This is a genomic window from Streptomyces herbicida (assembly GCF_032656585.1).
Lineage (GTDB): Bacteria > Actinomycetota > Actinomycetes > Streptomycetales > Streptomycetaceae > Streptomyces > Streptomyces herbicida.
The window spans coordinates 30,156-43,974 of the sequence record NZ_JAUYWJ010000009.1 but is presented as its reverse complement, the minus strand read 5'-3'; the positions used below and the strand labels follow the sequence as shown (position 1 = coordinate 43,974).

Genomic DNA, 13,819 nt, shown 5'->3' with positions numbered 1-13,819 from the left:
AAGACCATCCCTCTCGAAGTCATGTTCCGGCGGCTCTTGTCCGGCCGCCCTCACGACCACAAGTAGAGCACACAATTAGGTTGTACACAATCGAATGGCGCTCATCGGCGCTACCCTGGATCCATGACCGCCACGCCCACTACCGCCACCGAGGCGGACTGGCTCCGTCTCGACCGCCAGATCTGCTTCTCCCTGCACGCCGCGTCCCGCGCCTTCAACGGCGTCTACCGCGTGATCCTCAAGGACCTCGGGCTCACGTATCCGCAGTACCTGGTGATGCTGGTGCTGTGGGAGCACGGCGACACGCCGGTCAAGAAGCTGGGCGAACACCTGCGCCTGGACTCGGGGACGCTGTCACCGCTGGTGAAGCGGCTGGAGGCGGCCGGTCTGGTACGGCGGGAGCGCAGCGCGCGCGACGAGCGCTCGGTGGATGTGCGGCTGACCGACCAGGGCGCTGCGCTGCGCGAGCGGGCGCTGCAGGTGCCGCGTCGCATCGGCGCCGCGACCGGCTTCGAGATCGACGAGATCCGCGACCTGCGGGACCGCCTCGACCGGCTCACCGTCGCCCTGGACGCGGCTGCGCTGGAGAGCGCACCGGACTCCCCGTAACGAGGTGGCGGCGGACGTACAGCCGGACGGTCACCCGATTCCGCACCGACTCCGCACCGACCGCGAACTGCCCCCTCAGGACGTCGAGCTTGACCCGCTCCACGGGGTTGCCCGGCCGGCGGGGCGCGTCGAGCATGTACCGCTCGGCGACCACCCACACCCGGTCGAGCCCGGCCAGCCGGCGCCGCAGGACGTCCGCGTCCACCTCGGTGCCGTACAGCGTCCCCGACTCGGGCGCCCCCACCGCCAGCGCCATGTCCCGTGTGCCCCGGAATCCTGCCGGATACGTCAGTGCCACACCGCGCGCGTGCGAGGGCAGGAACAACACCGGGTCCCCCGGCCGAAGTTCATGGGAGGCGGCCACGGAGACGGCGGCCAGGTTGTCGGGGCGGTGGCCCGGAAGGCGGTCCTCGCGCAGGAGGGGCAGCTGGTGGGTGAAGGCGAGGGCGATGGCGAGGACACCGGTGAGAGTGAGGAAGGAGGAGCCGGACCGCACCCGAAAGGGTGAACCGGTCCACAGCCGCGCCAGCGCCACGGCCACCCGATCGGCGCCGGTCGCGACCAGCAGCGGCGCCCCCGCGAGCGCGTAGAGCACATACCGGTCGACGTACAACGGCGAGGACTGCGAGGCGAGCATCAGCGTCACCGGCGGCACCACCGCCAACGGCAGCGCGATCCCCGCGCACGTCACCTCCCCCCGCCGCCCGGCCAGCCGGGTCATCCCCACCACGGCGAACGCCAGGCAGGTCCAGTACACCTGCGAGGTCGGCCCGGCGAACGCCCGCAGCAGTCCCTGTGCGCTCTCCAGCGTCGGCTCGGTGAGCCACGCGAGCTGCGCGGACTGGGCGTGCGAGACGGCCACCATGGGGAGCAACGTCAGGACGAGGGCGCCGGCCGCGCACCCCCAGCCCCGCCACACCGTCCCGCGCACCCGCGCGAGCGCCAGTGTCACCGCGTGGGCGAGGAGCAGCAGGACCGCGAGTTCGTGCAGCCAGCAGGTGACGCCGAGGACCGCGCCGTACGCCCACCAGGACCGGCCGCCCGCCGTGACGGCCCGTACGAGCAGCAGGGTCGCGCCCGTCGCACCGGCCGCGACCAGCGCGTACGAACGGCCTTCCTGCGCATAGTGGCCGGCCATCGGGGTGACCGCGTACAGCAGCCCGGCCCACAGCCCGACCCGCGGCCGGACCAGCCGGGCGCCGAGCGCGGCGACCAGGCCCGCGGTCACCGCCGCGCCGCACACCGACGGGAGCCGGAGGAGGACCTCGCCGGGGTGCAGGGCGAGGACGGCGTGCATGAGCAGGTAGTACAGGCCGTGCACGGCGTCCACGGCGTGCAGCAGCCGCCAGATCTGCGGCACCGTGCGCCGTGCGACCTGGAAGGTGACGGCCTCGTCGCGCCACATGCCGCCGCGGTCGAGCCCCCACAGCCCGAGCAGGGTCATCACGGCCACGGGGACGGCCACGGCCAGCGCTTCGGCACGGCGGACGACACGGCCCGGCGGCGGGCTGTCCGGCTGTGCCGACCGTGCTCTCGGCAGCCGTTTCCGCGCCGGGTCCAACGGCGGTCTGAGCGGGGGCCCCATGTTCACCACGGCCTGATCTTGTGCGATTAGCCAACCTTTGCCGGGTATTGACGGCGTATCAGCACTATTACACCATCCGCGCGGCTTACGCTCCGGGGTGATGAATCGCCGTCACTTCACCCTCACGTCCCTGGCCGTCTCCTGGCTCGCCACCCGCGCCCTGATGCTGTGGCTGCTCGCCCACAACACCGAGCCCGTGCTCGGCCGGGGCGCGGTGGCACGCGAGGTGTGGCGACTGTACTTCCACTGGTACGAAACCCTGTCCCACGGCTCCTTCCCGGCGCACGACACGCTGTGGCAGTACCCACCGGGCGCGGGCGCGGTGCTGCTGTCGCCCGGACTGCTCCCGGACCTGACGTACTTCCAGGCCTTCGTGACTCTCACGCTGGCCGCCGACGCGCTGGTCACCGCGGCGCTGGCCCGCGCGGGCACGCGGTCCGGGCGCAGCCTGCTCGGAGCCGCCCTGTGGATCGGCGGCCTGCCGCTGCTGCTGCACCTCCCGCTCGCGCGGTACGACGTGCAGGTGACAGCCCTCGCCGTCATCTCCCTGTTGGCGTTGTCGCGCTCCACGCGCGCGTGCGGGGCGTTCGCGGCGCTGGGCGCCCTGGTGAAGGTGTGGCCCGCGCTGGTGCTGCTGGGGACGCCGAGAGGGCCGGCGACGCGCTCCGCCTGGACATGGGCGGGCCTGACCGGGGCCGCTTCGCTGGGACTCTTCGCGGTGTCGTTCAGCAATCCGTTGGCCTTTCTGCGGCAACAGGGCAACCGGGGCGTGCAGATCGAGTCGCTGGGCGGTACGGCGCTCAGCCTGGCGCGGCACGCAGGCTGGCCGGGCAGGGCCCGCTACCAGTACGGCGCGATCGAACTCGTCGGCCCCTACGTCTCCGCCGTGGCGACCGTCTCCCTCGCACTCACGGCGGCCGCCTTCGCGCTCCTGCTGCTGTGGCGCGTGCAGGCCCGGCGCTGGACCGAGGCGACCCCGTTCGACGCCGCGCTGTGCGCCGTCCTGCTGTTCACGGTCACCAGCCGCGTCATCAGCCCGCAGTACATGATCTGGCTGGTCGGTCTGGCCGCCGTCTGTCTGACCTCGCGGCACACCGTCCAGCGGCCGGTCGCCGCGCTGGTGCTGGCGGCGACCGCGGTGAGCGCGGTGGCGTACCCCGCGCTGTACGCCGAGGTCGTGGGCTGCACCTGGACGGGCTGTCTGCTGATGCTCGTCCGCAACGGTCTGCTGGGGGCCGCCGCCGTGCTGTCCTTCGTCCGGCTGTGGCGCTCCGCCCGGCCCCCGGCCGGAAGCCCCGCGCCCGTGACCGAACCCCGCTCCGGATCCGGCCGGCTTGCGGATCGAGCGCTGAGCGCCTCCTGACGGGAGTTCGCACACATGTCCGCCCCTCTGGATGCCTCGTCCTGCGCCCCTCGCGTGGGCGTCGTCGTCATCGGCTACAACGACGCGGCCCATGTGAGGGACGCGGTGCGCTCGGCGCTCGCACAGGGGCCCGCCGTGCGGGAGGTCGTCGCCGTGGACGACTGCTCCACGGACGGCAGTGCCGAGCTGCTCGCGGAGCTGGCCGCCGGGGAGCCGCGGCTGACGGTGGTGCGCCGGCGGGTCAACAGCGGGGGCTGCGGCAGCCCCCGCAACACCGGCCTCGACGCGGTGACGGCGCCGTACGTGATGTTCCTGGACAGCGACGACGTACTGCCGCCGGGCGCGGTGGACGCACTGCTCACGGCCGCAACCGGGGCGCGCGTCGAAGTGGCCGGCGGGCTGTGCGTGCGCCGTGAGCTCCCCTCGGGGCGCGAGCGCCCGTGGCAGCCTGCGCTGTACACGGCGCACTCGGTCGTCGCACGCCCTTCCCTGCGCCCCCGCCTCGTCCACGACACCCTCTGCGTCAACAAGCTCTATCGCACCGGCTTTCTGCGCGAGCACGGCATCCGCTTCCCCGAAGGCCGCTTCCTCTACGAGGACTTCGTCTTCACCGCGCGCGTGCTGGCCGCCGGGCCGCGCATCGCCCTGGTACCGGACCGGGTGTACGTGTGGCACGTGCGCCGCTCCGCCGAGCGGCTCTCGCTCTCGCTGGACCGTTCCGCCATCGACAACTGGCGGGCGCGCACGGAGGCCTGCGCGCTGGCGTACGACATCCTGCTGGGCGCCGGGCAGAAGAAGCTGGCCCGGGCGGCGCGCGCCAAGTTCCTCGACCACGAGCTGCGCATATACGCACGCGAGCTGGAGTTGCACGACGCGCACTACCGGCGCGCATGGTGGGCGCACACCCGGGCGTATCTCGGCCGCTACGACGCGACCGACTGGGAGCTCGACCCGGCCGCCCCCGGGCGGCTGCTCGCCCGGGTCGTCCTGGAGTCCCCCGAACCACGCGACCTCTCCCGCCTGAGGGAGCTGGCCGCCCGCCCGGCCCGGCTGTGCCCTCCCTACGCCCGCACCCCCGACGGCACCCCCGTCTGGTCCGACACCCTCCCCCGGGTCACCCTGGCCCCCTTTCTGACCCGCCCCGTCCGCGTCCTCCCGCTGGCCGTCGACGGGGAACTGCGCCCACGCGCGCGTGCCACCCTGCTGCGGCTGCGCCTGCACGAGCTGTACGGGCGGGTGGCACAGGCGGGCCCGGAGGCGGTGGAGGTGGAGTGGCGGGGGCGCGAGGACGGCCGGACGTCCCTCCCCCGCACTTGCCCGCTCGTCCCGTCCGGCGACGACACATGGTCGGCGGAGGTGCCCGTCGAACTCGACTCCCTCGGCACGGGCACCTGGGATCTTCGGCTGCGTCTGCGCTTCGCCCACGGCGTGTACCGGGACGTCACGGCGCACGCGGTCGCGGGCGCCGGTCTGCTGCGCCGTCGCGCCGTTCCGAGCGCCCGGCACGGTGTAGTGCTCGTACAGCCGTACGCCACGCACTCGGGGGCACTGGCACTGCGCACGGCAACCGGGACACGGGGAGTGGTGGCAGTGGTCCGCGGAAGGCTGCTGCGCCTGCTTCACTGAGATCCGATCGGGTCAATCCACGAGGGGACGGCCGCACATGACCTGGCTGATCACCGGCGGCGCCGGCTACATCGGGGCACATGTCGTACGCGCGATGGCCGAGGCGGGTGAACAGACGGTGGTGTACGACGACCTGTCCACCGGCCTCGCCGAGCGCGTGCCCGACGGAGTCCCCCTGGTGGCGGGGTCGACGCTGGACGGCGACCGGCTGGCGCACGCCTTCGCCGAGCACTCCGTCACCGGTGTCGTGCATCTCGCGGCGAAGAAGCAGGTGGGCGAGTCGGTGGACCGCCCGCTGGAGTACTACCGGGAGAACGTGGAGGGCCTGCGGGTCCTCCTGGAGGCGGTCACGGCCGCGGAGGTGCCGTCGTTCGTGTTCTCGTCCTCCGCGGCCGTGTACGGCATGCCGGACGTCGACCTGGTGAGGGAGGAGACGCCGTGCGTGCCCCTGTCGCCGTACGGCGAGACGAAGCTGGCGGGTGAGTGGCTGGTCCGCGCCACCGGCCGGGCGACCGGGCTGTCCACAGCCTCGCTCCGCTACTTCAACGTGGCCGGCGCGGCAGCCCCGGAACTGGCCGACCTGGGCGTCTTCAACCTCATCCCGATGGTGTTCGAGAAGCTCACGGAGAACCTGCCCCCGCGCATCTTCGGCGACGACTACCCGACCCCGGACGGGACCTGTGTGCGGGACTACATCCATGTGGTGGACCTGGCCGAGGCCCATGTGACCGTGGCCCGCGCCCTCCAGTCCTCCGCCGGCCGCGACCTGACCCTCAACATCGGCCGCGGGGAAGGGGTTTCGGTCCGGGAGATGATCGACCGGATCAACGCGGTCACCGGCTACCACCGTGCCCCGACCGTCACCCCGCGCCGCCCCGGCGATCCGGCCCGGGTGGTCGCTTCCGCCGACCGCATCGCCGTTGAGCTGGGCTGGAAGGCCAAGCACGACGTCGAGGACATGATCACCTCGGCGTGGGAGGGCTGGGTCCGCATGCATCCGGAGGCGGCGCGCACCTGACCGTAACCGGAGAGCCTTACTCTGCCCGGATGACCGAGTCTCCGCGCATCGAACGCGCCATCGGCGCAGTGATCGGCTCCGCGGTCGGCGACGCCCTGGGCGCGCCCTTCGAGTTCGGCCCCGAGGGGGCCTTCTCCGCACGCTTCCCGAAGCCGGGGCAGGGTGGCGAGATGTGCGGGGGCGGCGGCTGGGATCCCGGCGAGGCGACCGACGACACGCAGATGGCCGTGCTGGTCGCCGAGTCACTGCTGGAGTGCGGCGAGCTTCGGCTGCCGGACGTCTTCCGGCGGTTCCAGCGGTGGGCGGCCGCCGACCCGAAGGACATCGGGCTGCAGACCGAGGCGGTGCTGAGCAGCGGCGACCCGTGGCACGTGGCGGCCGCGCTGCACTTCCAGAGCAGTCAGCGCGGCGCCGGAAACGGAGCCCTGATGCGGGCCGCGCCCTCCGCCGTGCACTTCGCGGGCCTCGGCAGGGACGCCACCATGGACGCCGCCCGGCGCATCTCCGCGCTCACGCACGGGGACCGGGCGGCATGGGAGGGGACCTCGGTCTTCCACGAGCTGGTGCGGGTCGGCCTGGACGGCGGCGACCCGCTCGACGCCGTACCGGAGGCGCTGCGGCAGGTCCACCCCGATCACCGGGTCCGGTACGCGGACGTCCTCGCGCCCGACTGGCACCCCGACCTGGCCACGGAGTTCAACGGCGCCGTCTGGCCCTGCCTGGGCTCCGCCGTCTGGGCCCTGCGGACCACGTCCACCTACGAGGAGGCGATACGCACGGCCGTCGACCTCGGCGGGGACACTGACACCGTGGCGGCCGTCACGGGGGGCCTGGCCGGGGCGGTGTACGGCATCGGCGCCGTCCCGGACCGCTGGACCGAGGCCCTGCACGTCCCGCTTCCGGGCTTCGGGGAGCGGGTGCTACGGGCGGAGGAGCTGGCGGAACTGGCACGGCGCCTGGCGGATTAGCGCCGTGGGAGCGCCCGGCCGCAGGGAGCGGCGCCCGGCCGCACGGAGCTCGCCCGGCCTCGCAGAGCGGCGCCCGGCCTCACAGCGCCTTGAGCGCCTCCGCGGTGGCCCGGGTCAGCGCCTCCAGGTATCCCTTGGGCAGCTTCGGGCTGCGGATGACGACCGAGCGCCAGTACAGGGGGCCGGAGATCAGGTCGAGGGCCAGTTCCCCGTCGACGCCGCGGCGGAGCTCACCCCGCTGCTCGGCCGCCGCGATGATCTTGCTGGCCACGCCCTCCTGCCCGTCGCGCAGGGCCTTCTGCATGGCCTCGGCGATCTCGGGGTTGCGGGCCGCCTCGGCCTGGAGGTCCGGGATGATCTGCGAGGCGACGGGATGACGCAGCGCGCGGGACGTCACCTCGTACAGCAGCCGCAGGTCGCCCTCCAGGGAGCCCGTGTCCGGGACGGGCAGGCCCAGCACCGCGAGCGCCGACACCACGTCGAGGACCAGGTGCAGCTTGGACTTCCAGCGTCGGTAGACGGCGGTCTTGCCGACGCCCGCACGACGCGCGATGCCCTCGATGGACATCCGGGCGTAGCCGACGGACGCCAGCTCCTCGAAGACGGCCGCCCGGATGGCCTCGGTCACGTCCTCCCTGAGCACGGCCGCCCCGGCGGGGCTCCGTCGGCGCGGGCGCGTCTGCGGCTCGTCGGCGTTCGTCGTCATGGCGTCAAGCATAGGGCGTTACGACGAAACGGTTGCGTTCCGACGTCGATTGGGCCTACGCTCCCGTTGCGACGATACGGTCCCGTCCCGACGTAAGAAAACGTGAAGAGACGCGTAAGGAAACACCGAGGGACGGACCCGCCGACCGACGCACGCACCCCCACTCCCCCCGAGCGAAAGCAGCGGATGTGAGCCAGGTCCTCGACACACCGCCTCCGACACCGGCCCCGGCCGACGACCTCGCGGCGCTCGCCGCGCGCCACGGGCTCTCGGTCAGCGGCGCGCGCCCCACCCTGCCCGAGTACGTCCGGCAGCTGTGGGCACGGCGCCACTTCATCACCGCCTTCGCCACCGCCAAGCTCACCGCGCAGTACAGCCAGGCGAAGCTCGGCCAGCTGTGGCAGGTCATGAACCCGCTGCTGAACGCGGCGGTGTACTACTTCATCTTCGGTGTCCTGCTGGGCACCAAGCACGGTGTGCCGGACTACATCCCGTTCCTGGTGACGGGCGTGTTCATCTGGACCTTCACCCAGAGCTCGATCCTGGCGGGCACCCGGGCCATCTCCGCCAACCTCGGCCTCGTCCGGGCGCTGCACTTCCCGCGGGCCGCGCTGCCGATCTCGTTCTGCCTCCAGCAGCTCCAGCAGCTGCTGTTCTCGATGGCGGCGCTGATCGTCATCCTGCTCTGCTTCGGCGTGCCGGTGGCGGCCTCCTGGCTGCTGGCGCTCCCGGCGCTGGTCCTGCAGTTCACGTTCAACGCCGGCGTCTCGATGATCATGGCCCGGATGGGCGCGAAGACCCCGGACATCGCGCAGCTGATGCCGTTCATCCTGCGGACCTGGATGTATGTCTCCGGCGTCATGTGGAGCATCGACAAGCTGACGAAGAAGGACCATCTGCCGCACCTGCTGACGGTCGCCCTGGAGGCCAATCCGGCCGCCGTCTACATCGACCTCATGCGGTACGCGCTGATCGACAGCTTCAAGGCCCACCAGCTGCCCCCGCACGTGTGGGCGGCGGCGGTCGGCTGGGCCCTGCTCGCCGGGGTCGGCGGCTTCATCTACTTCTGGAAGGCTGAGGAGACGTACGGCCGTGGCTGACAACATGAACGACCGCATTCCCGAGAGCCTGGTCCCGACCGTCGTCGTCGACAACGTCGACATCGTCTACCGGGTCAACGGCACCGGCGCCGGACGCGGCTCCGCGACGGCCGCCCTCAACCGCATGCTGCGCCGCAAGCAGGCGGAGAAGGCGGCGGGCGTGCGCAAGGTGCACGCGGTCAAGAAGGTCTCCTTCGTCGCCTACAAGGGCGAGGCGATCGGCCTGATCGGCACCAACGGCTCCGGCAAGTCGACACTGCTGAAGGCGGTCGCCGGGCTCCTCCCCGTCGAGAACGGCCATATCTACACCGACGGCCAGCCTTCCCTCCTCGGCGTGAACGCGGCCCTGATGGGCGATCTGACCGGCGAGCGCAACGTCTTCCTCGGCGGTCTGGCCATGGGCATGTCCCGCGAAGAGATCAAGTCCCGCTACCAGGACATCGTCGACTTCTCCGGCATCAACGAGAAGGGCGACTTCATCACCCTTCCGATGCGGACGTACTCCTCCGGCATGGGCGCCCGTCTGCGCTTCTCGATCGCCGCCGCCAAGGACCACGACGTCCTGCTGATCGACGAGGCCCTCGCCACCGGCGACCGCTCCTTCCAGAAGCGCTCGGAGGAACGGATCCGCGAGCTGCGCAAGCACGCGGGCACGGTGTTCCTGGTCAGCCACAACAACAAGTCGATCCGGGACACCTGCGACCGGGTGCTGTGGCTGGAGCGCGGCGAGCTGCGCATGGACGGGCCGACGGAGGACGTCCTCAAGGAGTACGAGGCGTTCACCGGCGACAAGGGACCCAAGAAGGCGCCGCCGAAGCAGGCGGCACAGCCGAAACCGGCGGCCGAGAAGGTCCCTCTTCCTTCCTGAGCCCCTCCACCGGCGCAAGAACGTTTATCCCTTTCATCCGCTTAATGACACCATGGCGGGAAAGGTGCGGCCGGAGACGACGAGGCGAAGGAGTCCACTGCGATGCCCGAACTCAGCGTCGTCGTCCACGGCCCGAACACCCAGGACCGCCTGACCGCACTCCTCGACTCGCTCGACGCCCGTCCCCTCCCGGACGCCGAGGTGATCGTGGCCGCCGTCGGCGACTGGGCCCGGGAGACGGCCGAGGGGCACGCCCCGGAGACGGTGGTGCTGCCCCTGCCGGACGGAACGGGCGACGCGGCGGCCCGGGCCGCGGGAGCCGCGCGGGCCACCGGCCGCTGGCTGCACTTCGTCCACGCCAAGGACGGCCTGCCGGCCGGCGCCGTCCGCATGGTCGCCGAGCGCGCCGCGGAACTGCCCGACACGGTGGACGTCCTCCTCTTCGACCATGTCGCCACCACCTGGCAGACGTCCGGCACACCATCCGGCGACGGCCGCGTCCTGGCCCGCGCGGGCCGCGCCGACCTCGCCCTCGACGACGCGGCCGACCTGCTGCGCGTCACCCCGCTCCTCGGCAACCGCGCCCTGCGCACGGAGTTCTGGCGGGCGCACGAGAGGCAACTCGTCCGCGACGACGAGCCGTACATCGCGTACACCACTCTCCTGGACGCGGGCCGGGTCGCCTGCCTCAACCAAGTCGCCTACGAGGACCGCCGCTTGCGCCCGGAGAGCCTCCCGCCGCTCACGCCCGAGCAGCGCTGCGCGCTCGTCGACCGCTACGAGACCCTCCTGCCCCGGGTCAAGGAGCGTCCCGCCGCCCGCGCCGTCCTCTACGACGTCATGGTCCGCGACCTGCTGCGCACCTTCGCCCGTGAGGACATGCCCGACCCGGTGGCCCGGGAGTTCTTCCGCCGCGCCTCCCTGGCCGCGGTCCGCTGGCGCCCCGAGGGCCACCGCCGCCCGGCAGGCGTCGAAGGCATCCGCCGCGGCCTCCTCGAAGAGGGCGCCTACACCAAGTACCGCGCCTTCCAGGCCGCCAACCGCACCCGCCGGGCGGCGAGGTCGGCACTGCGGACCCGCAAACGCGGGATGGCCGCGAAGCTCCGCGACCACCGGTACCGCCGGGCACTGGACCGCCCGGTCGACCCCGACCTGGCCGTCTTCTCCGCCTACTGGGACCGCGGGGTCGCCTGCAACCCGGCCGCGATCGCCGCCAAGCTCGCCGAACTCGCCCCGCGGATCCACCCGGTGTGGGTGGTGACCCGGGACAACGCGCCGCTCCTCCCGCCCGGCACGGACCATGTGATCCCCGGTACCCGCCGCTACTGGGAGGTGCTGGCCACCGCCAAGTACCTGACGAACAACGTCAACTTCCCCAACCCGGTGGTCAAACGCCCCGGCGCGATCCATCTCCAGACCCACCACGGCACCCCCCTCAAACGGATGGGCCTGGACCAGATGCAGCACCCGGCCGCCGCCAAGGGCATGGACTTCGCAGCGCTGCTGGCCCGCGTCGACAAGTGGGACTACAGCGTCTCCGCCAACAGCCACTCCACCCGTATGTGGGAGCGCGCCTATCCCTCCCGCTACGTCTCCCTCGACTACGGCTATCCGCGCAACGACGTCTTCTACTCCGCCACCGCGTCCGACATCCGCGCGATCCGCGCCCGCCTGGGCATCGCGCCCGGCGCGACGGCCGTCCTCTACGCCCCCACCCACCGCGACTACGAGGCCGGCTGGACCCCCCGCCTCGACCTGGCCGCGCTCGCGGACCGCCTGGGCGAGAACACCGTCCTGCTGGTCCGCGGCCACTACTTCTACGGCGGCGCGGCCTCCCCCCTGGCCGGTCTGCGCCGCACGGGCAGGGTCGTGGACGTCTCGTCGTACGACCCGGTCGAGGAGCTGTCCCTGGCCGCCGACGCCCTGATCACGGACTACTCGTCGATCATGTTCGACTACGCCAACCTCGACCGTCCGATGGTTATTTACGCCGACGACTGGGAGACGTACGCGACGACCCGCGGTGTCTACTTCGATCTGATGTCCGAGGCACCGGGGCACGTGGCCCGCACCCAGGAGGAACTGGCGGAGATCTTCGCCTCCGGGGCGTGGCGCGACGAGACCGCGACCAAGGCACGGGCGGTGTTCCGGCGCCGGTTCTGCGAGTACGACGACGGGCGCGCCGCCGAGCGCGTCGTACGACGAATCTTCCTCGACGAGAGCGAGGAGTCGCTGCCACCGGTCGTCCCGGTGGAGGAACGCACACCGGCACCGACCCCCGAGGAGGCCGCCGCATGACCCCCGACGTCACGGTGACGGTGATCGTCCACAACGACGCGGCCCGCCTGCCCAGGGCGGTCGCCTCGGTACGCCGGCAGACGCACCGCAACCTGGAGATCGTCATCAGCGACGACCACTCGACGGACGAAACCCCGTCGGTGGCCCGGGAGCTGGCGGCCCAGGACCCCCGCATCCGCTGTATCCGCCTGCCGGAGAACAGCGGTGGCTGCAGCGCCCCGCGCAACCGGGCCCTGGAGATCGCCCGGGCGCCGTATCTGATGTTCCTGGACAGCGACGACGAGCTGCCGGCGAACGCCGTCGAACTGCTCCTGGCCGCGCACCGCGAGCGCGAGGTCGACTTCGCGATGGGCGCGGTGCGTCGGATACGGGTGGACAGCGGCCACCGCTCGACCTGGATGCCGCACCTGGTGTCCGAGCGCCGGACGCTGGAGGGCATAGCGGCGGACCCGCGGCTCCTGTTCGAGCACCTGTCGACGAGCAAGATGTACGCGAGGGCCTTCCTGGACCGCCACGACCTGCGCTTCCCGGAGGGCATCCACTACGAGGACCAGCTGTTCTCGGCGCAGGCGTACTGCCTGGCCAGGGCGTTCACGATCATCCCCGACCCGGTGTACGTCTGGTACATAGCCCCGTACGCGACCGGAGACGCCGCGTCGATCTCCAACCAGCGGCACAAGCTGACCAACGTCGGCGACCGCGTCCATGTCCAGCGCCTGATCGACGACTTCCTGGTGCGGAGCGGGCACGCGTCGCTGCGCGAGGACAAGGACTACAAGTTCCTCAAGCACGACTTCCGTATGTACGCCGGGGACCTGCCCTACCGGGACGAGGAGTGGCTGCGGTCCTTCGCCGGGATCGTGACGCCGTACCTCGACACGCTGACACCGGCCGCGTACGCCCGCCTGCCCCGCCCCGAACGGGTGGTCCTGCAACTGGTCCGCGACGGCCGCCTGCCCGAGGCACAGCTGGCGGCGCGCGGACTGGGCCACGGGGTGGCACCGAGGCGGGTGACGACGGACGGGGCGGACGGCGCCACGTACTGGGGCGACCGGGTCCCCGCCTCGGCCGAGGCCCGTCGCGAACTGGACGTGACGGACCTGGAGCTGGACACCCGCCCCTTCCCGAGCGCCCAGTTCCGCCATGAGATCACCGAGATCACGCGCGGCCCGGGCGCCTCGCTGGACCTCGCGATCCGCAGCTACGACCCCGGCCTGCGCCTCCCGCTGGGCCCGCACCGGGCAAGCATCCTGGTGGCCCCGGGCCGACGCCGCCTCGTGCTGCCCTTCCGGCTGACGCCCCTTCGCCCCGGCGTCTTCGAGGGCCGCGCCCGCCTGGATCTGTCGGTGGCCCCCGTCCCCCTCCACGGCTTCGCCGGCACCCGTCATCCCTTGCTCCGCATCGAACACCAGGGCCTGGCCCACACGGGCCTCCTCCTGGCCCCGGTGGACTTCCCGTCCCTGAGCGCCCGTATCGCCTACCACTCCGGTGCGACCCCGCACCGGATCACCGTCGAGCCCGAGGGCCGCGGGCCCGGCCGCCTCCAGATCCGCTGGCGCCCTGTGGGGGTGACGGCACGGGTGATCCGGCCGGTCGTACGGCGCGTGGCGCGACCGCGGGTGCGGCGCGTGGTGCGGCTGGTGGCGAGCGCGCTCAGGTGACGCGGGCCGGCCGCATC

11 protein-coding genes are annotated in these 13,819 nt (G+C 72.3%); 9 read left to right on the top strand and 2 right to left on the bottom strand.

From position 1 onward, the window contains the following. Positions 1 to 123: 123 nt before the first annotated feature. Entirely contained in the window at positions 124 to 609 is a 486-nt protein-coding gene (locus Q8A52_RS19730) for a MarR family winged helix-turn-helix transcriptional regulator (RefSeq protein WP_316753981.1), read from the top strand. Here Q8A52_RS19730 and Q8A52_RS19725 read toward each other — a convergent pair. After that, positions 557 to 2,194 carry a glycosyltransferase family 39 protein gene (locus Q8A52_RS19725; RefSeq protein WP_316754254.1) on the bottom strand — a complete coding sequence of 546 codons (1,638 nt, stop codon included), beginning with the start codon at positions 2,192 to 2,194 and terminating at the stop codon, positions 557 to 559. The two genes, Q8A52_RS19730 and Q8A52_RS19725, sit on opposite strands and share 53 nt — an antisense overlap. 100 nt (positions 2,195 to 2,294) lie before the next feature. Between Q8A52_RS19725 and Q8A52_RS19720 the strand changes: the two genes are divergently transcribed. From Q8A52_RS19720 to Q8A52_RS19705, 4 genes are read left to right on the top strand one after another with little or no spacing between them, the layout of a single operon-like run. After that, positions 2,295 to 3,557: a glycosyltransferase family 87 protein gene (locus Q8A52_RS19720; RefSeq protein WP_316753980.1), complete on the top strand. Its 1,263-nt coding sequence runs from the start codon at positions 2,295 to 2,297 to the stop codon at positions 3,555 to 3,557. 15 nt (positions 3,558 to 3,572) lie between these two features. Further along, positions 3,573 to 5,183, top strand: a complete 1,611-nt coding sequence (locus Q8A52_RS19715) for a glycosyltransferase family 2 protein (RefSeq protein WP_316753979.1) — start codon at positions 3,573 to 3,575, stop codon at positions 5,181 to 5,183. Between the two features lie 37 nt (positions 5,184 to 5,220). Continuing rightward, positions 5,221 to 6,201 carry a UDP-glucose 4-epimerase GalE gene (gene galE / locus Q8A52_RS19710; RefSeq protein ID WP_316753978.1) on the top strand — a complete coding sequence of 327 codons (981 nt, stop codon included), beginning with the start codon at positions 5,221 to 5,223 and terminating at the stop codon, positions 6,199 to 6,201. Positions 6,202 to 6,230: 29 nt separating this feature from the next. Continuing rightward, positions 6,231 to 7,169 carry an ADP-ribosylglycohydrolase family protein gene (locus Q8A52_RS19705; RefSeq protein ID WP_316753977.1) on the top strand — a complete coding sequence of 313 codons (939 nt, stop codon included), beginning with the start codon at positions 6,231 to 6,233 and terminating at the stop codon, positions 7,167 to 7,169. A 79-nt stretch (positions 7,170 to 7,248) separates the two neighbouring features. On the opposite strand, the gene Q8A52_RS19700 is transcribed toward Q8A52_RS19705, so the two are convergent. After that, positions 7,249 to 7,875, bottom strand: coding sequence for a TetR/AcrR family transcriptional regulator (locus tag Q8A52_RS19700; RefSeq protein ID WP_316753976.1), 627 nt, complete (start codon positions 7,873 to 7,875; stop codon positions 7,249 to 7,251). Positions 7,876 to 8,063: 188 nt separating this feature from the next. Between Q8A52_RS19700 and Q8A52_RS19695 the strand changes: the two genes are divergently transcribed. From Q8A52_RS19695 to Q8A52_RS19680, 4 genes are all read left to right on the top strand, one after another. Further along, positions 8,064 to 8,975 carry an ABC transporter permease gene (locus tag Q8A52_RS19695; RefSeq protein WP_316753975.1) on the top strand — a complete coding sequence of 304 codons (912 nt, stop codon included), beginning with the start codon at positions 8,064 to 8,066 and terminating at the stop codon, positions 8,973 to 8,975. A 4-nt stretch (positions 8,976 to 8,979) separates the two neighbouring features. Beyond that, a complete protein-coding gene (locus Q8A52_RS19690) occupies positions 8,980 to 9,843 on the top strand; it encodes an ABC transporter ATP-binding protein (protein ID WP_316754253.1) in 864 nt (287 codons plus the stop codon). Positions 9,844 to 9,945: 102 nt separating this feature from the next. Next, positions 9,946 to 12,141, top strand: coding sequence for a CDP-glycerol glycerophosphotransferase family protein (locus Q8A52_RS19685; RefSeq protein ID WP_316753974.1), 2,196 nt, complete (start codon positions 9,946 to 9,948; stop codon positions 12,139 to 12,141). Next, entirely contained in the window at positions 12,138 to 13,802 is a 1,665-nt protein-coding gene (locus tag Q8A52_RS19680) for a glycosyltransferase family 2 protein (protein ID WP_316753973.1), read from the top strand. The genes Q8A52_RS19685 and Q8A52_RS19680 overlap by 4 nt, the downstream gene beginning before the upstream one ends. The last annotated feature ends 17 nt before the right edge of the window (positions 13,803 to 13,819 follow it).